Annotated in this window: 12 protein-coding genes; 10 read left to right on the forward strand and 2 right to left on the reverse strand. The window is 72.0% G+C overall.

Annotated elements, in window-relative coordinates:
• Positions 1–22: 22 nt before the first annotated feature.
• From ACFVU3_RS35420 to ACFVU3_RS35430, 3 genes are all read left to right on the forward strand, one after another.
• Positions 23–3,010, forward strand: a complete 2,988-nt coding sequence (locus ACFVU3_RS35420; RefSeq protein WP_390072883.1) for a bifunctional [glutamine synthetase] adenylyltransferase/[glutamine synthetase]-adenylyl-L-tyrosine phosphorylase — start codon at positions 23–25, stop codon at positions 3,008–3,010.
• Between the two features lie 66 nt (positions 3,011–3,076).
• Positions 3,077–4,021, forward strand: coding sequence for an RNA polymerase sigma-70 factor (locus ACFVU3_RS35425; RefSeq protein WP_390072884.1), 945 nt, complete (start codon positions 3,077–3,079; stop codon positions 4,019–4,021).
• Between the two features lie 123 nt (positions 4,022–4,144).
• Entirely contained in the window at positions 4,145–5,341 is a 1,197-nt protein-coding gene (locus ACFVU3_RS35430) for an NAD(P)/FAD-dependent oxidoreductase (protein ID WP_390072885.1), read from the forward strand.
• Positions 5,342–5,360: 19 nt separating this feature from the next.
• Here the strand turns inward: ACFVU3_RS35430 and ACFVU3_RS35435 are convergent, their stop codons facing one another.
• Together ACFVU3_RS35435 and ACFVU3_RS35440 are read right to left on the reverse strand one after the other, a co-directional pair.
• Positions 5,361–6,272, reverse strand: a complete 912-nt coding sequence (locus tag ACFVU3_RS35435; RefSeq protein ID WP_390072886.1) for a phosphatase PAP2 family protein — start codon at positions 6,270–6,272, stop codon at positions 5,361–5,363.
• A 97-nt stretch (positions 6,273–6,369) separates the two neighbouring features.
• The gene (locus tag ACFVU3_RS35440) at positions 6,370–7,392 is read right to left on the reverse strand and encodes a LacI family DNA-binding transcriptional regulator (RefSeq protein WP_390072887.1); all 1,023 of its coding nucleotides are present in this window, start codon (positions 7,390–7,392) and stop codon (positions 6,370–6,372) included.
• Positions 7,393–7,850: 458 nt separating this feature from the next.
• Here ACFVU3_RS35440 and ACFVU3_RS35445 point away from each other — a divergent pair, with 458 nt between their 5' ends.
• From ACFVU3_RS35445 to pulA, 7 genes are all read left to right on the forward strand, one after another.
• On the forward strand, positions 7,851–9,128 hold the full coding sequence (locus tag ACFVU3_RS35445; protein WP_390072888.1) for an extracellular solute-binding protein: 1,278 nt from the start codon (positions 7,851–7,853) through the stop codon (positions 9,126–9,128).
• A 19-nt stretch (positions 9,129–9,147) separates the two neighbouring features.
• Complete coding sequence (locus tag ACFVU3_RS35450; protein ID WP_390072889.1) at positions 9,148–10,161, forward strand: carbohydrate ABC transporter permease; 1,014 nt, start codon at positions 9,148–9,150, stop codon at positions 10,159–10,161.
• Positions 10,158–11,027: a sugar ABC transporter permease gene (locus ACFVU3_RS35455; RefSeq protein ID WP_390072890.1), complete on the forward strand. Its 870-nt coding sequence runs from the start codon at positions 10,158–10,160 to the stop codon at positions 11,025–11,027. The genes ACFVU3_RS35450 and ACFVU3_RS35455 overlap by 4 nt, the downstream gene beginning before the upstream one ends.
• A 50-nt stretch (positions 11,028–11,077) precedes the next feature.
• Complete coding sequence (locus ACFVU3_RS35460) at positions 11,078–12,748, forward strand: glycoside hydrolase family 13 protein (protein ID WP_390072891.1); 1,671 nt, start codon at positions 11,078–11,080, stop codon at positions 12,746–12,748.
• Positions 12,736–13,803, forward strand: coding sequence for a LacI family DNA-binding transcriptional regulator (locus tag ACFVU3_RS35465; protein ID WP_390072892.1), 1,068 nt, complete (start codon positions 12,736–12,738; stop codon positions 13,801–13,803). Before ACFVU3_RS35460 ends, ACFVU3_RS35465 begins: the two co-directional genes overlap by 13 nt.
• Positions 13,804–13,960: 157 nt before the next feature.
• Positions 13,961–15,673: a carbohydrate-binding module family 20 domain-containing protein gene (locus tag ACFVU3_RS35470; protein WP_390072893.1), complete on the forward strand. Its 1,713-nt coding sequence runs from the start codon at positions 13,961–13,963 to the stop codon at positions 15,671–15,673.
• A 70-nt stretch (positions 15,674–15,743) separates the two neighbouring features.
• On the forward strand, positions 15,744–21,041 hold the full coding sequence (gene pulA, locus ACFVU3_RS35475; protein WP_390072894.1) for a pullulanase-type alpha-1,6-glucosidase: 5,298 nt from the start codon (positions 15,744–15,746) through the stop codon (positions 21,039–21,041).
• Positions 21,042–21,123 lie beyond the last annotated feature (82 nt).

The following is a 21,123-nucleotide window of genomic DNA, read 5'->3' on the forward strand; positions in this document are numbered from 1 at the left end:
GCGGCTGGAGGGAGCGGCGGAGATGACGGTGCCGGGGCGCAGGAGCAGTACGTTCTCACGGCTGCTGCGGCACGGGTTCACCGATCCGTCCGCGGCCGAGCGGCTGCTCGACCTCCCGGAGCTCGCCGCGCTCCGCGGCGACCCGGTCCTGCTCGACGCGCTGGGCACCACCGCCGACCCCGACCTCGCCCTGCGCGGCCTGGTCCGGCTGGTCGAGGCGCAGGCCGACACGGAGCGCCAGACCTTCACCACCACGCTGCTCTCCGCCAAGCCCTTCCGGGACCGGCTGCTCGGGGTCCTCGGCGCCTCGGAGGCGCTCGCCGACCACCTGGCCCGGCACCCGAAGGACTGGGAGACCCTGGTCACTTACGAGGCGGCCGACCTGCACCCCGGGGTGACCGAGTTCGAGCGGGGACTCGCCGAGGCGACCGACCCGGTGGCCCTGCGCGTCGCCTACCGCCGCTGCCTCCTCGGGATAGCGGCCCGGGACGTCTGCGGCACCACCGACGTCGCCCAGACCGCCGCCGAGCTGGCCGACCTGGCCACCGCGACCCTGCGGGCCGCCCTCGCCATCGCCCGGGCGGCCGAACCCGCCGACGCGGCCCTGTGCCGGCTCGCCGTGATCGCCATGGGCAAGTGCGGCGGCCACGAGCTGAACTACGTCTCCGACGTCGACGTGATCTTCGTCGGGGAACCGGTGGAGGGCGCGGACGAGGCGAAGGCGCTCCAGGCCGCGACCCGGCTCGCCTCCCACCTCATGCGGATCTGCTCCGAGACCACCGTCGAGGGCACCATCTGGCCGGTCGACGCCAACCTCCGCCCCGAGGGCCGCAACGGCCCGCTCGTCCGCACCCTCTCCTCCCACCTCGCCTACTACCAGCGCTGGGCGAAGACCTGGGAGTTCCAGGCCCTCCTCAAGGCCCGGCCGGTGGCCGGCGACCCGGAGCTGGGCAGCGCGTACGTGGACGCCGTCTCCCCGATGGTCTGGCAGGCCGCCGAGCGCGAGAACTTCGTCACCGACGTGCAGGCCATGCGCCGCCGGGTCGTCGACAACATCCCCGTCGCCCAGGTCGACCGCGAGCTGAAGCTCGGCCCCGGCGGCCTCCGGGACGTCGAGTTCGCCGTCCAGCTCCTCCAGCTGGTCCACGGCCGCAGCGACGCCACCCTGCACAGCGGCTCCACCCTGGACGCGCTCGCCGCCCTCGCCGCCGGCGGCTATGTCGGCCGCGCCGACGCGGCCCAGCTCGACGAGGCGTACCGCTTCCTGCGGGCCATGGAGCACCGCATCCAGCTGTACCGGCTGCGCCGCACCCACCTCGTCCCCGAGGGCGAGGACGACCTGCGGCGCCTCGGCCGCTCGCTCGGCCTGCGCACCGACCCGGTCGCCGCGCTGAACAAGGAGTGGAGGCGGCACGCCTCCGTCGTCCGGCGCCTCCACGAGAAGATCTTCTACCGGCCGCTGCTCGACGCCGTCGCCCAGCTCGCCCCCGGCGAGATCCGGCTCAGCCCCAAGGCGGCCGGCCAGCGCCTCGAAGCCCTCGGGTACGCCGACCCCGCCGCCGCCCTGCGCCACCTGGAGGCGCTGGCCTCCGGGGTCAGCCGCAAGGCCGCCATCCAGCGCCATCTGCTGCCGGTGCTGCTCGGCTGGTTCGCCGACTCCGCCGACCCGGACGCGGGCCTCCTCGGCTTCCGCCGGGTCTCCGACGCCCTCGGCAAGACCCCCTGGTACCTGCGGCTGCTGCGCGACGAGGGCGCCGCCGCCGAGAACCTCGCCCGGGTCCTCTCGGCCGGCCGGCTCGCCCCCGACCTGCTCCTGCGCGCCCCCGAGGCGGTCGCCATACTCGGCGACCCCGAGGGGCTGAAGCCCCGCGGCCGGGACCATCTGGAGCAGGAGGTCCTCGCCGCCGTGGGCCGCGCGGACGACGCCGAGCAGGCCGTCGCCGCCGCCCGCGGGGTGCGCCGCCGCGAGCTGTTCCGTACCGCCGCCGCCGACCTCATCGACTCGTACGGCACCGAGGACAGCCCCCGCACCTCCGACCCGGGGGCCCTGGTCGACCGGGTCGGCGAGGCCGTCACCGACCTCAACGCCGCCACCCTCGCCGGCGCGCTGCGGGCCGCCGTCCGCGCCGAGTGGGGCGACGAACTCCCCACCCGCTTCGCGGTCATCGGCATGGGCCGCTTCGGCGGGCACGAACTCGGCTACGGCTCCGACGCCGACGTCCTCTTCGTGCACGAACCGCGCCCCGGCGTCGACGAGCAGGAGGCCGCCAAGGCCGCCAACCGGGTCGTCACCGAGATGCGCAGGCTCCTGCAGCTGCCCACCACCGACCCGCCGTTGCTGATCGACGCGGACCTGCGCCCCGAGGGCAGGAGCGGCCCCCTGGTCCGCACCCTCGCCTCCTACGAGGCGTACTACCGCCGCTGGTCGCTCGTCTGGGAGTCCCAGGCCCTGCTCCGCGCCGCCCCCATGGCCGGCGACCCGGAGCTGGGGCAGCGGTTCATCGAGCTGGCCGACCCGCTCCGCTACCCCGCGGAGGGCCTCGGCGAGGACGCGGTCCGCGAGATCCGCCGGCTCAAGGCCCGCATGGAGTCCGAGCGGCTGCCGCGCGGCGCCGACCCGACGCTCCACGCCAAGCTCGGCCGCGGCGGCCTCAGCGACGTCGAGTGGACCGTCCAGCTGCTCCAGATGCGGCACGGCTGGGCCGAGCCGGGACTGCGCACCACCCGGACCCGGGCCGCGCTCGCCGCCGCGCACGCCGCCGGACTGATCCCGGCCGAGGAGGCGCAGACCCTCGACGAGGCGTGGGTGCTCGCCACCCGGGTGCGCAACGCCGTCATGCTGGTCCGCGGCCGCCCCGGCGACACCTTCCCCTCAGAGCCGCGCGAACTGGCCGCCGTGGGGCGCTACCTGGGCTACGGCCCCGGCCATGTCGGCGAGATGGTCGACGACTACCGCCGGATCACCCGGCGGGCCCGCGCGGTCGTCGACGAACTCTTCTACGGGGCCTGACGGTTGGGATCCGGCCGCGGCGGCGGCGCCGTCGCCGCGCCGGGCCCGGCCGGATACGATCGCGGCATGGCCCTGATCATGAGCGACGTGCACCGGTTCGAGGCGGCCCGGCCCCGGCTGGAGGCCATCGCCTACCGGATGCTCGGCTCGTCGGCGGAGGCCGAGGACGCCGTGCAGGAGACCTTCCTGCGCTGGCAGGCCGCCGACGTCGAGCGCATCGAGGTGCCCGAGGCGTGGCTCACGAAGGTCCTCACCAACTACTGCCTCAACCAGCTCACCTCGGCCCGCGCCCGGCGCGAGACCTACGTGGGCCAGTGGCTCCCGGAGCCGCTGCTCGCCGGCGACCCGATGCTGGGCCCCGCCGACACCGCCGAGCAGCGCGAGTCCGTCTCGTACGCCGTCCTCGTCCTCCTGGAGCGCCTGTCACCGGCCGAGCGCGCGGTGTACGTGCTGCGCGAGGCGTTCGGCTACGCGCACCGGGAGATCGCCGAGATCCTCGACATCAGCACGGCGTCCAGCCAGCAGATCCTGCACCGCGCCAAGAAGCACGTCGCGGACGGCAGGGCCCGCACCGAGATCGACGAGGCCGCCGCCCGCAGGATCGTCGAGGAGTTCCTGGCCGCCGCCACCAGCGGCCGTACCGAACCCCTCATCGAGCTCCTCACCCGGGACGCGGCCGCCATCGGCGACGGCGGCGGCAAGGTCCCCGCCCGCGCCCGGGCCTTCGAGGGCGCGGTCGCGGTCGCGACCTTCCTGCGCGGCCTCTTCAAGCCGAGCGACGCCAAGCGGGCGCTGGTCGGCGGCTCGCCCGCCTTCTACGCCTCCACGGCCAACGGCGAGCCCGCGATCGTGGCCGTCGTGGACGGCCGGGTCGTCGGGATCACCTGCCTGGAGGTCACGGCGGACGGCATCGTCGCCGTGCGCAGCCAGGTCAACCCCGACAAGCTGGACCGCGCCACCGGGCGCTGGGCCGCCGGGGGGCACGAGGAGACCCCGCTGTTCGCCTTCTGACACCCCCCTCGGGGAATGTGACGCGGGTCACATCGGAATCCTGTCAGGAAACGCGGGGCCGCCCGGTTCAAGGTGCGACACCACGCCGGAGAGCGGCGCGGACCCGCAGACAGGAGCACGGTCATGGAGCACCGCATCGTCGTCCTCGGAGCCGGCTACACCGGAGCCGTCGCCGCCGGCCGCCTCGCCCGCCGGCTGCGCCGCGAGGACGTGAGGATCACCCTCGTCAACGCCGAGCCCGACTTCGTGGAGCGCGTCCGCCTGCACCAGCTCGCGGCCGGCCAGGACCTCACCCCCCGCCCCTTCGGCGAGATGTTCGCCGGCACCGGCGTCGAGCTGAAGCTCGCCCGGGTCGCCGCCGTCGACGCCGACCGCGGGACGGTCGCGGTGGACGGCGCCGCCGGACGCGAGGAGCTGGCGTACGACTCCCTCGTCTACGCCCTCGGCAGCGCCTGGAACGACGGGGGAGTCCCCGGCACCGCCGACCACGCCCACGAGGTCTCCAGCCGTCCCGGCGCCCTCCGGCTCCGCGCGCGCCTGGCCGCCCTGGAGGCCGGAGCGACCGTGGTGGTGGTCGGCGGCGGCCTGACCGGCCTGGAGGCCGTGACCGAGATCGCCGAGAGCCGCCCCGACCTCGACGTGGCCCTGGTCGCCCGGGGAGCCCTCGGCGACTGGCTCTCCGAGAAGGGCCGCGGCCACCTGCGGAAGGTCGTGGCCGGGCTCGGCATCACCGTCCACGAGCACCAGGCGGTCGCCGCCGTGGCCGCCGACCGGGTCACCACCGCCGACGGCACCGTCGTCCCCGCCGACGTCACCGTCTGGACCACCGGCTTCGCCGTCCACCCCATCGCCGAGGCCGGCGGACTGGAGCTCGCCGCCGACGGCCGGATCGTGGTCGACGACACCATGCGCTCGGTCTCCCACCCCGACGTGTACGCCGTCGGCGACGCGGCGGTGGCCGTCGGCCCGCACGGCAAGCCGCTCCGCATGTCCTGCGCCTCCGGCGTCCCGATGGCCTGGCAGGCCGCCGACGCCCTCGCCGCCCGGCTGGCCGGCGTCAAGGTGCCCCGGGTCGCGATCCGCTACTTCCAGCAGTGCGTCTCACTGGGCCGCAAGGAGGGCCTGATCCAGTTCGTCACCGCCGACGACCGGGCCAAGGAGAAGGCGCTGACCGGGCGCACCGCCGCCCGCTACAAGGAGCTGATCTGCAAGAGCGCCGCCTGGGGCGTCGCCAACCCGACCATGGGCCTGCCCTCCCGCCGCCGGCGCGTGGCCCGGCAGGAGGTCCGCGAGGCCGTCCCGGCGGAGGCGACCGCCTGAAGGAGGCCAGGAGCGGGGGTCACCTGCCGGAGCCGACCCGCTCCTCGCGGTCCGCGGCCTCGCGCGCGTCCGTCCCCTTCGCGGGGGCGGGCGCCGCCGGCTCGGCGAGCAGGACCGGCTCCACCTGCTTCGACAGGCGGTGCGGCCAGGTGCCGTACCAGAAGTAGGCGACGAGGAAGCCGAAGCCGAGGCAGATCATGCCGCCCACCGCGTCCAGCCAGAAGTGGTTGGCGGTCGCGACGATCACGACCAGGGTCGCCGCCGGGTAGAGCAGGCCCAGGATCCGGGCCCACGGCGCCTTGGCGAGGAAGAAGATGGTCAGCCCGCACCAGAGCGACCAGCCGATGTGCATCGACGGCATCGCCGCGTACTGGTTCGACATGTGCTTGAGGTCGCCCGAGGCCATCGAGCCCCAGGTGTGGTGCACCAGGACCGTGTCGATGAAGTCCTTGCTCTCCATCAGCCGCGGCGGCGCGAGCGGATACAGGTAGTAGCCGACCAGGGCCACGGCGGTGGTGGCGAAGAGGACCGTGCGGAACGCGGCGTAACGGCCCGGCTGCCATCGGTACAGCCACACGAGCACACCGATGGTGACGATGAAGTGCAGCGTCGCGTAGTAGTAGTTCATCGTCACGATGAGCCATGTCACCGAGTTCACGGCGTGGTTGACCGCGTGCTCGAAGGCGAGGCCGAGGGACTCCTCGGTCCGCCAGATCCAGTCCGCGTTCTTCAGCGCCTCGGCCTTCTGCTCCGGCACCGCGTTGCGGATCAGCGAGTACACCCAGTAGCTGACCGCGATCAGCAGCAGCTCGAACCAGATACGGGGGCGCCGGGGGCTGCGCGCACGCAGCCACGCCCACCGGCCGTCGGCCACGATGGGTGACGACGGGGTCGTCCGGTCGTCCAAACTCTTCACGGTCGTTTCACCCATAGGCAGAGAGTTTGCCAGATCCACGCCCCCCGACCGATCATCCCTCGGTCGGGTGTACGGCGCACCCTCTCCGCCTCAAGGACGAGGTACCCGGGTACTACGGTGCGGCCGGGGCGGACGCCGTGGAGCCGCGGACCACCAGCTCCGGCATGAAGACGAACTCCGAGTGCGGGGCCGGGGTGCCGCCGACCTCCTCCAGGAGGGCGCGGACCGCCGCCTGCCCCATCGCCTGCACGGGCTGCCGGATGGTGGTGAGCGGCGGATCGGTGAAGGCTATGAGGGGCGAGTCGTCGAAGCCGACGACGGAGACGTCCCTGGGCACGCCGAGCCCCTGCTGCCGGGCCGCGCGGATCGCGCCGAGCGCCATCATGTCGGAGGCGCAGACCACGGCCGTGCACCCCCGGGCGATCAGCGCCGCGGTCGCCGCCTGGCCGCCCTCCAGGGTGTACAGGGAGTGCTGGATCAGCTCCTCGGACTCCTCCGGGGTGAGGCCGAGGCGGTCCTGCATGCCCTTCTGGAAGCCCTCTATCTTGCGGAGCACCGGCACGAACCGCTTCGGTCCGACGGCCAGCCCGATCCGGGTGTGGCCGAGGGCGGCGAGGTGCGTGACGGCCAGCTGCATCGCGGCCCGGTCGTCGGGGGAGACGAAGGGCGCCTGCACCTTGGGGGAGAAGCCGTTGATGAGGACGTACGGGACGCCCTTGCCGCGCAGCTGGTCGTAGCGGGAGGTGTCCGCCGTGGTGTCGGCGTGCAGTCCGGAGACGAAGATGATGCCGGCCACCCCGCGCTCCACCAGCATGTCGGTGAGCTCGTCCTCGGTGGACCCGCCGGGGGTCTGGGTGGCGAGCACCGGGGTGTAGCCCTGGCGGGTCAGGGCCTGCCCGATGACCTGCGCGAGGGCCGGGAAGATGGGGTTGTCCAGTTCGGGGGTGATCAGCCCGACCAGGCCGGCGCTCCGCTGGCGCAGCCGTACCGGTCGCTCGTAGCCGAGCACGTCGAGCGCGGCAAGGACGGATTCACGGGTGGCCGTGGCCACACCGGGCTTGCCGTTGAGCACGCGGCTGACTGTGGCTTCACTGACCCCCGCCTGGGCTGCGATGTCGGCAAGCCGCGCGGTCATGAGAGTGGACTGTACCGGTCACAGCGCGTATTGCCCACCAGTGGGGTGGGCGCCGCCGGCGGCACCGGCGGACCGCGGGACGACCCCCCGGCCGGCCGGGGGCGGCCGCAAGCCCCTCGCAAGGTCTTGCAGGTCTTGCGAAGGGATGCAGGTGGCGGTTGTTGCGGAGGAAACGATTCCGCACGGCGGAGGGAGTCCTTCCGGGGCCGTTCCCGGCGGGAGATAACGGACGAAGGGGCGGAAGGGGCGCTTCCGTGCCGCTGTCAAGCGGCCCGACGGCAACCTTCGGGACACGTGGATGTAACGATCCCCGGTCCTTGCAGAAATTTCACGCAAGGTCTTTCGGCTTGTTTTCATCCCTGTTACGTTCCTGGCAACCCGGAGCGCCGCGAGGGAGCGGTCGCAATGAGGAAGGTTCCAGCCCCTCGTCACCCCGGGATCATGTTGAAGGAGTTCACATGCGGCGTGGCATAGCGGCCACCGCGCTGGTCGCGGCCCTGGGCGTCACCCTGGCGGCGTGCGGCGGGAGCGACAGCGGTTCCAACGGCGGCTCGAAGGGCTCGGGCGAGCTCTCCGGCACCGTGACGTGGTGGGACACCTCCACGGTCGGCTCCGAGGACAAGGTCTTCAAGAAGCTCGCCGAGGGCTTCACCAAGAAGCACCCCAAGGTCACCGTCAAGTACGTGAACGTGCCGTTCGGTGAGGCGCAGAACAAGTTCAAGAACGCCGCGCAGTCCGGCTCCGGTGCCCCCGACGTGATCCGCTCCGAGGTCGCCTGGACCCCCGAGTTCGCCGACCTCGGCTACCTCGCGCCGCTGGACGGCACCCCGGCGCTGAAGAACCAGGACGACTTCCTGGCGCAGGCCGCCGCGTCCACCAAGTACAAGGACAAGACCTACGCCGTCCCGCAGGTCATCGACTCCATGGGCCTCTTCTACAACAAGAAGATCCTCAAGGAGGCCGGTGTCGAGGCTCCCAAGAACATCGCCGAGCTGAAGGCCGCCGCCACCAAGATCAAGGAGAAGACCGGCAAGTCCGGCCTGTACCTCCGCGGTGACGACGCCTACTGGTTCCTCTCCTTCCTGTACGGCGAGGGCGGCGACATGGTCGACGCCGAGAGCAAGACGATCACGATCGACAACGAGGCCGGCGTCAAGGCGTTCAAGACGGTCAAGGACCTCGTCGACTCCAAGGCCGCGATCACGGACGCGACCAACGGCTGGGACAACATGCAGGCCGCCTTCAAGGACGGCAAGGTCGCGATGATGATCAACGGCCCGTGGGCGCTCGCCGACACGTACGCCGGCAAGGAGTTCGCGGACAAGGCCAACCTCGGCATCGCCCCGGTCCCGGCCGGCTCGGGCGGCCAGGGTGCCCCGCAGGGCGGCCACAACCTCGCCGTCTACGCCGGCTCCAAGAACCTGGACGCCTCCTACGCCTTCGCCGAGTACATGTCCTCGGCCGAGGTCCAGACCCAGGTCACCAAGGAGCTGAGCCTCCTCCCGACCCGCCAGTCCGTCTACCTGCAGTCGGAGGTCGCGGGCAACGAGAAGGTCGGCTTCTTCAAGCCGGTCGTCGAGAAGGCCGTCGAGCGCCCCTGGATCCCGGAGGGCGGCAGCCTCTTCGCGCCGCTCGTGACCGAGTACACCAAGGTCCTCACCGGCCAGACCACCCCGGAGCAGGGAGCGAAGACGGTCGGCGAGGGCTACCGCAAGCTCCTCAAGGACTGGAAGTAAGAGGAAGGCTGACCGGCTGATGGCTGTGGACACCCCCAGCCAGTCGGTGGCGAAGGCCGCGGGCGACAGCGTCGCCCGCGGCCGGAGCCGCGGGACTGGTCCGAAGCGGCGGGCGCCGAAGCGCTCCCTCGCCACCCACTGGTACGCGTGGGCCATGGTCGCCCCCGTGGTGATCGTGATCGCCGTGATCATCGGCTATCCCCTGGTCCGCGGCATCTACCTGTCGCTGACCGACGCCAACGAGCGCAACGTCGCGCGCAGCATCGGCGTCAACGAGATCCCGGCCACCTACGAGTTCGTCGGCCTCGACAACTACGTCACGGCCATCAACGGCAGCCAGTTCTGGGCCACGCTCGGCTGGACGGTCCTGTGGACCGTCGCCTGTGTGTCGCTCACCTTCGCCCTCGGCCTGGCCCTCGCCAACATCCTCAACCGCAAGATCGCCGGCCGTTCCGCCTACCGGATGATGCTCATCCTCCCCTGGGCGGTCCCCGGCTTCGTCTCGGTCTTCGCCTGGCGCTTCCTCTACGACGAGCGCCGCGGCATGCTCAACCAGATCCTCTCCGGCGTCGGCATGGACGGCGTGCCGTGGCTGAACGACCCCACCTGGGCCAAGTTCTCCGTCATCGCCGTCAACGTCTGGCTCGGCATCCCCTTCATGATGGTGGCCCTCCTCGGCGGCCTCCAGTCCATCCCCGGCGAGCTCTACGAGGCCGCCGAGATGGACGGCGCCAACGCCTGGCAGCGCTTCCGGAACATCACCATGCCGGGGCTCCGGTCCGTCTCCACCACGGTGGTCCTCCTCTCCACCATCTGGACCTTCAACATGTTCCCGGTGATCTTCCTGCTCACCCGGGGCGGACCCGGCGAGGCGACACAGATCCTCGTCACCCAGGCGTACAAGTTCTCCTTCGAGATCAGCCCGCGCGACTTCGCCCAGTCGTCCACGTGGGGCGTCCTCATCCTGGTGCTCCTGATGATCTTCGCCGCGATCTACCAGCGCGTCCTCCGCAAGCAGGGAGAAGTCTGGTGACCACCACGAACCCCGCCCCCCAGGTGAGGAACGCCCCGATCCGGGGCCGCCGCTCGCCGCTCGCCTCGGTGGCGCTGCACGTCACCCTGATCGTCGCCTCCGTGATCGCCGTCTTCCCGGTGCTGTGGGTCCTGCTGACCTCGCTCAAGCCGGCGAAGTACGCGACCACCACGGACTTCTTCAAGGAGACGACGTTCGAGAACTACACGAACCTGCTGAGGGACACCCCGTTCCTCACCTGGTTCGGGAACTCGCTCCTCGTCGCCGGACTCACCACCGTCGTCGGCGTCTTCATCTCCGCCACCACCGGCTACGCCGTCAGCCGCTTCCGCTTCGCCGGCAAGCGCGGCCTGATGTGGACCCTGCTCATCACGCAGATGTTCCCGGTCGCCGTCCTCATCGTGCCGATCTACAACATCATGGCGTCGCTGGGCCTGCTCAACCAGTCGGCCGGCCTGGTCATCACCTACCTGACCATCGCCGTCCCCTTCTGCGCCTGGATGATGAAGGGCTTCTTCGACGGCATCCCGCGCGAGATCGACGAGTCGGGGTACGTCGACGGTCTCACCCCCTTCGGCACGTTCTGGCGGCTGATCCTGCCGCTCGCCAAGCCGGGCATCGCGGTGACCGCCTTCTACTCCTTCATCACCGCCTGGGGCGAGGTCGCCTACGCCTCCGCCTTCATGGTCGGCGACGAGAACCTGACGCTCGCCGGCGGTCTGCAGAAGTTCGTCAACCAGTACGGGGCCCAGTGGGGTCCGATGACGGCGGCCTCCGTCCTCATCGCCATCCCCGCGGCCCTGGTGTTCCTCATCGCCCAGCGCCACCTCGTCACCGGCATGTCCGCCGGTGCCGTCAAGGGCTGACGGCCCTGAACGCCGAACCCGTACGCCCCTCCTTACCTCCCAGGGAAGCCATGACCCAGCACCTCGCCACCGCCGCCGCCGACGCCCCCACCACCGGCACCGACACGGGCTGGTGGAGAGACGCGGTGATCTACCAGGTCTACCCGCGCAGCTTCGCCGACGGCGACGGCGACGGCATGGGCGACCTGGTGGGCATCCGCAGCCGGCTGCCGTACCTCAAGGAGCTCGGCGTCGACGCCGTGTGGCTCTCCCCCTTCTACGCCTCCCCGCAGGCCGACGCCGGGTACGACGTCGCCGACTACCGGGCCATCGACCCGATGTTCGGCTCCCTGCTCGACGCCGACGCCCTGATCCGCGAGGCCCACGACCTGGGCCTGCGCATCATCGTGGACCTGGTCCCGAACCACTCCTCGGACCAGCACGAGTGGTTCCAGCGGGCGCTGCGCGAGGGCCCCGGCTCCCCGCTGCGCGACCGCTACCACTTCCGCCCCGGCAAGGGCGAGGACGGCGAGCTCCCGCCCAACGACTGGGAGTCCATCTTCGGCGGCCCCGCCTGGACCCGTACCGAGAACCCGGACGGCACCCCCGGCGAGTGGTACCTCCACCTCTTCGCCCCGGAGCAGCCCGACTTCGACTGGGACCACCCGGCCGTCCGCGACGAGTTCCGCTCGATCCTGCGCTTCTGGCTCGACATGGGCGTCGACGGCTTCCGCGTCGACGTCGCCCACGGCCTGGTCAAGGCCCCCGGCCTGCCCGACATCGGCGCCCACGACCAGCTGAAGCTGCTCGGCAACGACGTCATGCCCTTCTTCGACCAGGAGGGCGTCCACGAGATCTACCGCTCCTGGCGGCAGATCCTCGCCGAGTACGACGGGCAGCGCGTCCTGGTCGCCGAGGCGTGGACCCCCACCGTCGAGCGCACCGCCCACTACGTGCGCCCCGACGAGATGCACCAGGCGTTCAACTTCCAGTACCTGGGCACCCACTGGGACGCGGTGGAGCTCCGGGGAGTCATCGACGCCTCGCTGGAGGCGATGCGCCCGGTCGGCGCCCCCACCACCTGGGTGCTCTCCAACCACGACGTCACCCGCCACGCCACCCGCTTCGCCAACCCGGCGGGCCTCGGCACCCAGCTGCGCACCGCCGGCGACCGCGAGCTCGGTCTGCGCCGCGCCCGCGCCGCGACGCTGCTGATGCTGGCGCTGCCCGGTTCCGCGTACGTGTACCAGGGCGAGGAGCTGGGCCTCCCGGACGTCACCGACCTGCCCGACGAGGTCCGCCAGGACCCGTCGTTCTGGCGGGCCAGCGGCCAGGACGGCTACCGCGACGGCTGCCGGGTGCCGATCCCGTGGACGACCGAGGGCTCCTCGTACGGCTTCGGCGACGGCGGCTCCTGGCTGCCGCAGCCGGCCACCTGGGGCGGCCTGAGCGTCGAGGCGCAGACCGGCGACCCCGGCTCCACCCTGGAGCTGTACCGCAGCGCGCTCGCCGTCCGGCGCGAGCGCCCCGAGCTCGGTGCGGGCGACGCCGTGGAGTGGCTGGAGGCACCCGAGGGTGTGCTCTCCTTCCGCCGCGACGGCTTCGTCTGCACCGCCAACACCACCGGCCGGGCCATCTCCGTCCCGCTGCCCGGCCGGTATCTCCTCTCCAACGAGGACGTCAGGATCGTGGACGACGCCGCAGAGGTGCCGGCCGACACCACCGTCTGGTGGGCGGTGTGACGATCCCCCCGCCGCGGGGCACCGGCAACGGCGCCCCGCGGCTCGCGGACATCGCGGCCCAGTCCGGGGTCAGCGAGGCCACCGTCAGCCGCGTCCTCAACGGCAAGGCGGGGGTGGCCGGCGCGACCCGGCACAAGGTGCTCGCCGCGCTCGACGTGCTCGGCTACGAGCGCCCGGTGCGGCTGAAACGCCGCAGCGCGGGTCTCGTCGGGCTCGTCGTGCCCGAGCTGACCAACCCGATCTTCCCGGCCTTCGCGCAGGTCGTCGAGCAGGTGCTGGCCGGGCACGGCTACACGCCGGTGCTCTGCACCCAGATGCCCGGCGGCGCCACCGAGGACGAGCTGGTCGACCAGCTGGTGGAGCGCGGGGTGGCCGGCATCGTCTTCCTCTCCGGACTGCACGCGGACGCCACCGCCGACCCGGCGCGGTACGCCCGGCTGACCGAGCGGGGCGTGCCGTACGTCCTCATCAACGGCTACCACGAGCGGATCGACGCCACCTTCGTCTCCCCGGACGACCGGGCCGCGGCCCGGATGGCCGTGCGGCACCTGGCCGAGCTCGGGCACGAGCGGATCGGCCTCGCCATCGGCCCCACCCGTTACGTGCCCTCGCGCCGCAAGGCGGAGGGCTTCGCCGCCGAGCTGTACGAGTCCCTCGGTGTGGAGCGGGCGGAGGCCGAACGGTTCGTGCGGCCCACCCTGTTCGGCGTCGAGGGCGGACACGCGGCCGCCGAGATCCTGCTCGACGAGGGCTGCACGGGCATCGTCTGCGGCTCCGACCTGATGGCGCTCGGCGTCGTCCGGGCGGCCCGCGCCCGCGGCCTCGACGTGCCCCGGGACGTCTCCGTCGTCGGCTTCGACGACTCCCCGCTGATCGCCTTCACCGACCCGCCGCTGACCACCGTGCGCCAGCCCGTGCAGGCCATGGCGACGGCGGCCGTCGGCGCGCTCCTGGAGGAGATCGAGGGCAATCCGGTGCAGCGCACCGAGTTCGTCTTCCAGCCGGAGCTGGTCGTGCGCGGGTCCACCGCGCAGCCGCCGCAACTCCTTGCGTAATCGCTTGCGAAGGGCGTGCCGGAAGTATTGACCGCACGCCTGTACGCCCCTACGGTCGCGGCTGAAAACAGTTGCTGAAGCTTTCGGCAACTTCTTGCGAACCGCACTCTCGCGAGCCGCCCTCGCGACACGACAGGGACGTCGTACAGGAGGAAGCATGGCAAGAAAGACCGTGGCCGCTGCACTCGCCCTCGTGGCGGGAGCCGCTGCGGCCGTCACGGCCAACGCCCCGGCCCAGGCCACGCCGCCGGGGACGAAGGACGTCACCGCGGTGATGTTCGAATGGAACTTCGCCTCGGTGGCCCGCGAGTGCACCGACCGCCTCGGCCCGGCCGGCTACGGCTACGTCCAGGTCTCCCCGCCCCAGGAGCACCTCCAGGGCGGCCAGTGGTGGACCTCGTACCAGCCCGTGAGCTACAGGATCGCCGGGCGGCTCGGGGACCGCACCGCCTTCAAGAACATGATCGACACCTGCCACGCCGCCGGCGTGAAGGTGGTCGCGGACTCGGTCATCAACCACATGGCCAACGGCTCCGGCACCGGAACGGGCGGGACCCCGTTCTCCAAGTACGACTACCCGGGCCTCTACTCCGGCTCCGACATGGACGACTGCCGGTCCGTCATCTCCAACTACCAGGACCGCGGCAACGTCCAGAACTGCGAACTGGTCCAGCTCCCCGACCTCGACACCGGCGAGGAGTACGTCCGCGGGAAGATCGCCGGCTACCTCAACGACCTCCTCTCGCTCGGCGTCGACGGCTTCCGCGTCGACGCCGCCAAGCACATGCCGGCCGCCGACCTCGCCAACATCAAGTCCCGGCTGACCAACCCGAACGCCTACTGGAAGCTGGAAGCCATCCACGGCGCCGGCGAGGCCGTCTCCCCGAGCGAGTACCTCGGCAGCGGCGACGTCCAGGAGTTCCGCTACGCCCGCGACCTCAAGCGCGTCCTCCAGAACGAGAAGCTCGCCTACCTCAAGAACTTCGGCGAGGCATGGGGCCACATGCCCTCCGGCCAGTCCGGCGTCTTCGTCGACAACCACGACACCGAGCGCGGCGGCGACACCCTCAGCTACAAGGACGGAGCGAACTACACCCTCGCCTCCGTCTTCATGCTGGCCTGGCCCTACGGCTCCCCGGACGTCCACTCCGGCTACGAGTGGACCGACAAGGACGCCGGCCCGCCCAACGGCGGCCAGGTGAACGCCTGTTACACCGACGGCTGGAAGTGCCAGCACGCCTGGCGCGAGATCTCCTCCATGGTCGCCTTCCGCAACACCGCCCGCGGCGAGGCCGTCACGAACTGGTGGGACAACGGCGGCAACGCGATCGCGTTCGGCCGCGGCTCCAAGGCGTACGTGGCGATCAACCACGAGTCGTCCCCGCTCACCCGCGCCTTCCAGACCTCCCTGCCGGCCGGCACCTACTGCGACGTGCAGTCGAACACCCCGGTCACCGTCGGCGCGAACGGCCAGTTCACCGCCACCCTCGGCGCGAACACCGCCCTCGCCCTGCACACCGGCGCCGTGAACTGCGGCGGGACCACCCCCACCACCCCGCCGACGACGCCCCCCGCCACCGCGGGCGCCTCCTTCAACGTCACCGCCACCACGGTGATCGGCCAGAACATCTACGTCACCGGCAACCGCGCCGAACTCGGCAACTGGGCCCCCGCCTCCGCCCTCAAGCTCGACCCGGCCGCCTACCCCGTGTGGAAGCTGGCCGTGAACCTGCCCGCCGGAACGGCCTTCGAGTACAAGTACGTCCGCAAGGACGCGGCCGGGAACGTCACCTGGGAGTCCGGCGCCAACCGCACCGCGACCGTCCCCGCCTCCGGCCAGGTCGTCCTGAACGACACCTTCCGCAGCTGACCTCTCCTTCACGCAAGGGCCGCCCCGACCGGGGCGGCCCCCTCTTCCCGTACCTCCAGGGAGCACCCCCGTGATACCCAAGAGAACGGCGGTGGCGCTCGCCGCCGCCCTGTGCGCGGCCCTCGTGCCCGCCCTCCCCGCCACCGCCGCGCCCCGCCCGCCGGCCCCGCCGTCGGACCGGGCGCTCGCCGCCGAGCCCGCCCGCCAGGACCTCACCCGCGAGCAGTTCTACTTCGTGCTCCCGGACCGCTTCGCCAACGGCGACACCTCCAACGACCGGGGCGGCCTCACCGGCAGCCGGACCGCCACCGGCTTCGACCCCACCGACAAGGGCTTCTACCAGGGCGGCGACCTCAAGGGCCTCACCCAGCGCCTCGACTACATCAAGGGCCTCGGCACCACCGCCATCTGGATGGCGCCGATCTTCAAGAACCGGCCCGTGCAGGGCGAGGGCAAGGACGCCTCGGCCGGCTACCACGGCTACTGGATCACCGACTTCACCCAGGTCGACCCCCACTTCGGCACCAACGACGACCTCCGGAAGCTGATCGACGCCGCCCACGCCAAGGGCATGAAGGTCTTCTTCGACGTCATCACCAACCACACCGCCGACACCGTCGACTACGCCGAGAAGAAGTACGGCTACCGCCCCAAGGGCGCCTACCCGTACCTCGACGCGGACGGCCGCCCCTTCGACGACCGCACCGCGATCGGGAAGGTCGACGCCGACTCCTTCCCGTACACCCCCGTCGAGAAGGCCGGCACCAAGGTCCCCGCCTGGCTCAACGACCCGGAGATGTACCACAACCGCGGCGACTCCACCTGGCAGGGCGAGTCCGCCGAGTACGGCGACTTCGTCGGCCTCGACGACCTGTGGACCGAACGCCCCGAGGTCGTCGAGGGCATGAAGAAGATCTACGAGAAGTGGGTCCGCGACTTCGACATCGACGGCTTCCGCATCGACACCGTCAAGCACGTCGACCTCGACTTCTGGACCCAGTGGGCCACCGCCCTCGACGCCTACGCCCGGAAGCAGGGCCGCGAGGACTTCTTCATGTTCGGCGAGGTCTACTCCGCCGACACCACCGTCACCGCGCCCTACGTCACCCGCGGCCGGCTCGACGCCACCCTCGACTTCCCCTTCCAGGACGCCGCCCGCGCCTTCGCCTCCCAGGGCGCCGGCGCCGACCGCCTCGCCAAGGTCTTCGCCGAGGACTACCGCTACACCACCGACAAGGCCAACGCCTACGAGCAGGTCACCTTCCTCGGCAACCACGACATGGGCCGCTTCGGCACCTTCCTGAGGCAGGACAACCCGAACGCCTCCGACGCCGAACTCGTCCGCCGCGCCACGCTCGCCAACGAGCTGATGTTCCTCTCCCGCGGCAACCCGGTGATCTACTCCGGCGACGAGCAGGGCTTCACCGGCGCCGGCGGCGACAAGGACGCCCGCCAGACCCTCTTCGGCTCCCAGGTCGCCGACTACCTCGACGACGACCAGCTCGGCACCGACCGCACCCACGCCTCCGACGCGTACGACACCACGCACCCCGTCTACACCTCGATCGCCGCCCTGTCGAAGCTCACCCGCGAGCACCCCGCCCTCCGCGACGGCGTCCAGCAGCAGCGGTACGCCGAGGGCTCCGTCTACGCCGCCTCCCGCACCGACGCGAAGCAGCGCGTCGAGTACCTGGTCGCCGCCAACGGCTCCACCGGACCGAAGACCGTGAGCATCCCGGTCGACTCCGCCTCCTTCCGCACCCTGTACGGGGGCCAGGGCGCCGTCACCGCGCGGGACGGCGAGGTCACCGTCACCGTCCCGGCCCTCTCCAGCCTGGTCCTCAAGGCCGACGCCCCCCTCCCGGCCGTCGCCGCGAAGCCGTCCGTCACCCTCAGGGCCCCGGCCGCCGGCGCCACCGGCACCGTCGAGCTCACCGCCGACGTCACCGGCGGCAGCCTCGACCGGGTCGTCTTCGCCGCCCAGGTCGGCAACGGACGCTGGCAGACCCTCGGCACCGCCGACCACGCCCCCTACAAGGTCACCCAGCACGTGACCGCCCCCGCCGGCACCGCGCTCCGCTACAAGGCCGTCGTCGTCGACGCCGCCGGACGCACCGCGAGCGCCACCGCCGCCACCACCGCGGGCGCGCCCCCCGCCCCCGAGAAGCCCGTCGCCGTCGAGCGCCCGTACGCGATCGTCCACTACCGGCGCGAGGACGGCGACTACGACGGCTGGACCCTCAGGGCCGCCGGCCAGGAGGCCGCCTTCACCGGCCGCGACGCCCACGGCGCCTTCGCCTGGGTCAAGGTCCCCGAGGGCGCCTCCACCCTCCCGTACACGGTCGAGAAGGCCGGCACCGCCGACGGCCCGCAGCGCACCATCGGCCTCGGCCGCACCGGCGAGGTCTGGATCACCCAGGGCCAGGACGGGCAGTCCGACACGAACCCCGCCCCCGCCCCGCAGGACAAGACCAAGGCCGTCATCCACTACCAGCGCGAGGACGGCGACTACGACGGCTGGGGCCTCCACCTCTGGACCGGCGCCGCCCAGCCCACCGACTGGTCCAAGCCCCTCCAGCCCACCCGCGTCGACGCGTACGGCGCCGTCTACGAGGTCCCGCTCGCCGAGGGCGCCACCTCGCTCTCGTACATCCTCCACAAGGGCGACCAGAAGGACCTCCCCACCGACCAGTCGCTCGACCTCGCCGCCGCCGGCCACGAGGTCTGGCTCCTCGCCGGACAGCCGAAGCACCTCCTGCCGACCTCCGGCGGCGCCCCCGCCCTCGACCTGGCCAAGGCCGAGGCGCAGTGGATCGACCGGAACACCGTCGTCTGGAAGGTGAAGGCGAACGACTCCACCAGCCAGCAGCTGGTGTACGCCCCCGAGGGCGGCATCACCGTCACCGACGGCGCCCTCAGCGGCGAGGGCCAGTGGCTCCGGCTGAACCCGGGCGCCCTCACCGACGCGCAGAAGGCGAAGTTCCCGCACCTCAAGGACTATCCGGCCTTCACCGTCGACCCGCGCGACGCCGACCGCGTCCGCTCCTCCCTGCGCGGCCAGCTCCTCGCCACCCAGCGCGCCGCCAACGGCGCCCTGCTCGCCGCCACCGGCGTCCAGACCGCCGGAGTCCTCGACGACCTGTACGCCGCGAAGGCCGTCCAGGCCGGCCTCGGCCCGGTCTTCGACCGGAAGGGCCGCCCCACCCTCTCCCTGTGGGCGCCCACCGCGCGGTCCGTCGCCCTGGAGATCGACGGCCGGACCGTGCCCATGCGCCGCGACGACGCCTCCGGCGTCTGGCGGGCCACCGGCCCCAAGTCCTGGGCGGGCAAGCCCTACCGGTACGCCGTGAAGGTCTGGGCGCCCACCGTCCAGAAGCTCGTCGAGAACCGCGTCACCGACCCCTACTCGACCGCGCTCACCGCCGACTCCGCCCGCAGCCTCGTCGTCGACCTCACCGACCCGAAGCTCGCCCCCGCCGGCTGGAAGACCCTGAGGAAGCCGGCCGCCGTGCCGCTGCGCGACGCGCAGATCCAGGAACTCCACGTCCGCGACTTCTCCGTCGCCGACCCCACGGCGAAGGCGGACCACAGGGGCACCTTCCTCGCCTTCACCGACAAGGACAGCAAGGGCTCGCGGCACCTCAAGGCCCTCGCCGACTCCGGCACCAGCTACGTCCACCTCCTCCCGGCCTTCGACATCGGCACCGTCCCCGAGCAGAAGTCCGGGCAGACCGAGCCCGCCTGCGACCTGAAGGTCTACGCCCCCGACTCCGAGGAGCAGCAGTCCTGCGTCGCCGAGGCCGCCGCGAAGGACGCCTACAACTGGGGCTACGACCCGCTGCACTACACCGTCCCCGAGGGCTCCTACTCCACCGACCCGAACGGCACCCGCCGCACGGTCGAGTTCCGGCAGATGGTCCAGGCCCTCAACGGGCAGGGCCTGCGGACCGTCATGGACGTCGTCTACAACCACACCGTCGCCGCCGGGCAGTCCGACAAGTCGGTGCTCGACAGGATCGTCCCCGGCTACTACCAGCGCCTCCAGGCCGACGGCTCCGTCGCCACCTCCACCTGCTGCGCCAACACCGCGCCCGAGAACGCCATGATGGGCAAGCTCGTCGTGGACTCGGTCGTCACCTGGGCCAAGCAGTACAAGGTCGACGGCTTCCGCTTCGACCTCATGGGCCACCACCCGAAGGAGAACATCCTCGCCGTCCGCAGGGCGCTCGACGCCCTGACCGTCGAGAAGGACGGCGTCGACGGCAAGGCGATCGTCCTCTACGGCGAGGGCTGGAACTTCGGCGAGATCGCCGACGACGCCCGCTTCGTCCAGGCCACCCAGAAGAACATGGCCGGCACCGGCGTCGCCACCTTCTCCGACCGGGCCCGCGACGCCGTCCGCGGCGGCGGCCCCTTCGACGAGGACCCCGGCGTCCAGGGCTTCGCCTCCGGCCTCTTCACCGACCCCAACGGCTCCACCGCCAACGGCACCCCGGAGCAGCAGAAGGCCCGCCTCCTGCACTACCAGGACCTCATCAAGGTCGGCCTCACCGGCAACCTCGCCGGCTACACCTTCACCGACACCTCCGGGCGCACCGTCAGGGGCTCCGACGTCGACTACAACGGCTCCCCGGCCGGCTACGCCGCCGCCCCCGGCGACGCCCTCGCCTACGCCGACGCCCACGACAACGAGACCCTCTACGACGCCCTGGCGTTCAAGCTGCCCGCCGGCACCTCCGCCGCCGACCGGGCCCGCATGCAGGTCCTCGCCATGGCCACCGCGACCCTCTCCCAGGGCCCGGCGCTCTCCCAGGCCGGCTCCGACCTGCTCCGCTCCAAGTCCCTCGACCGCAACTCGTACGACAGCGGCGACTGGTTCAACTCGATCCACTGGGACTGCCGCGACGGCAACGGCTTCGGCATCGGCCTCCCGCCGGCCGCCGACAACAAGGCGAAGTGGGGCTACGGCAAGCCGCTCCTCACGAACCCGGCCCTGACGGTCGGCTGCGCCGAGATCGACGGAGCCTCCGCCGCCTACCGGGACCTCCAGAAGATCCGCACCACCGAACACGCCTTCTCCCTGGCGACCACCGGACAGGTGCAGTCCGCCCTCTCCTTCCCGCTCTCCGGCACGGACGAGACCCCGGGCGTGATCACCATGCGCCTCGGCGACCTCGTGGTCGTGTTCAACGCGACCCCGGGCGAGACGAAGCAGACGGTCACGGGCCTGGCCGGCACGGCCCACGCCCTCCACCCGGTCCAGGCGAACGGCTCCGACGCCGTCACCAGGTCGGCGTCGTACGACACCGGCTCGGGCACCTTCACGGTCCCGGCCCGCACGGTCGCCGTCTTCAAGGCCACCGGCTGACGCTCCTCCTCAGGGGCACGGGCCCCGGCCGTCACTTGTGCGGCCGGGGCCCGCGCCGTAAAGCTGTGGCCCGACATCCCGT

The sequence above is a fragment of the Streptomyces sp. NPDC058052 genome, assembly GCF_042885515.1.
In the GTDB taxonomy this organism is placed as follows: Bacteria; Actinomycetota; Actinomycetes; order Streptomycetales; family Streptomycetaceae; genus Streptomyces.

What these genes read in the sequence shown, in the direction of transcription:
- ACFVU3_RS35420 (WP_390072883.1), top strand. Translation starts at nt 23, where the DNA reads ATGACGGTGCCGGGGCGCAGGAGCAGTACGTTCTCACGGCTGCTGCGG.
- ACFVU3_RS35425 (WP_390072884.1), top strand. Translation starts at nt 3,077, where the DNA reads ATGGCCCTGATCATGAGCGACGTGCACCGGTTCGAGGCGGCCCGGCCC.
- ACFVU3_RS35430 (WP_390072885.1), top strand. Translation starts at nt 4,145, where the DNA reads ATGGAGCACCGCATCGTCGTCCTCGGAGCCGGCTACACCGGAGCCGTC.
- ACFVU3_RS35435 (WP_390072886.1), bottom strand. Translation starts at nt 6,272, where the DNA reads ATGGGTGAAACGACCGTGAAGAGTTTGGACGACCGGACGACCCCGTCG.
- ACFVU3_RS35440 (WP_390072887.1), bottom strand. Translation starts at nt 7,392, where the DNA reads ATGACCGCGCGGCTTGCCGACATCGCAGCCCAGGCGGGGGTCAGTGAA.
- ACFVU3_RS35445 (WP_390072888.1), top strand. Translation starts at nt 7,851, where the DNA reads ATGCGGCGTGGCATAGCGGCCACCGCGCTGGTCGCGGCCCTGGGCGTC.
- ACFVU3_RS35450 (WP_390072889.1), top strand. Translation starts at nt 9,148, where the DNA reads ATGGCTGTGGACACCCCCAGCCAGTCGGTGGCGAAGGCCGCGGGCGAC.
- ACFVU3_RS35460 (WP_390072891.1), top strand. Translation starts at nt 11,078, where the DNA reads ATGACCCAGCACCTCGCCACCGCCGCCGCCGACGCCCCCACCACCGGC.
- ACFVU3_RS35470 (WP_390072893.1), top strand. Translation starts at nt 13,961, where the DNA reads ATGGCAAGAAAGACCGTGGCCGCTGCACTCGCCCTCGTGGCGGGAGCC.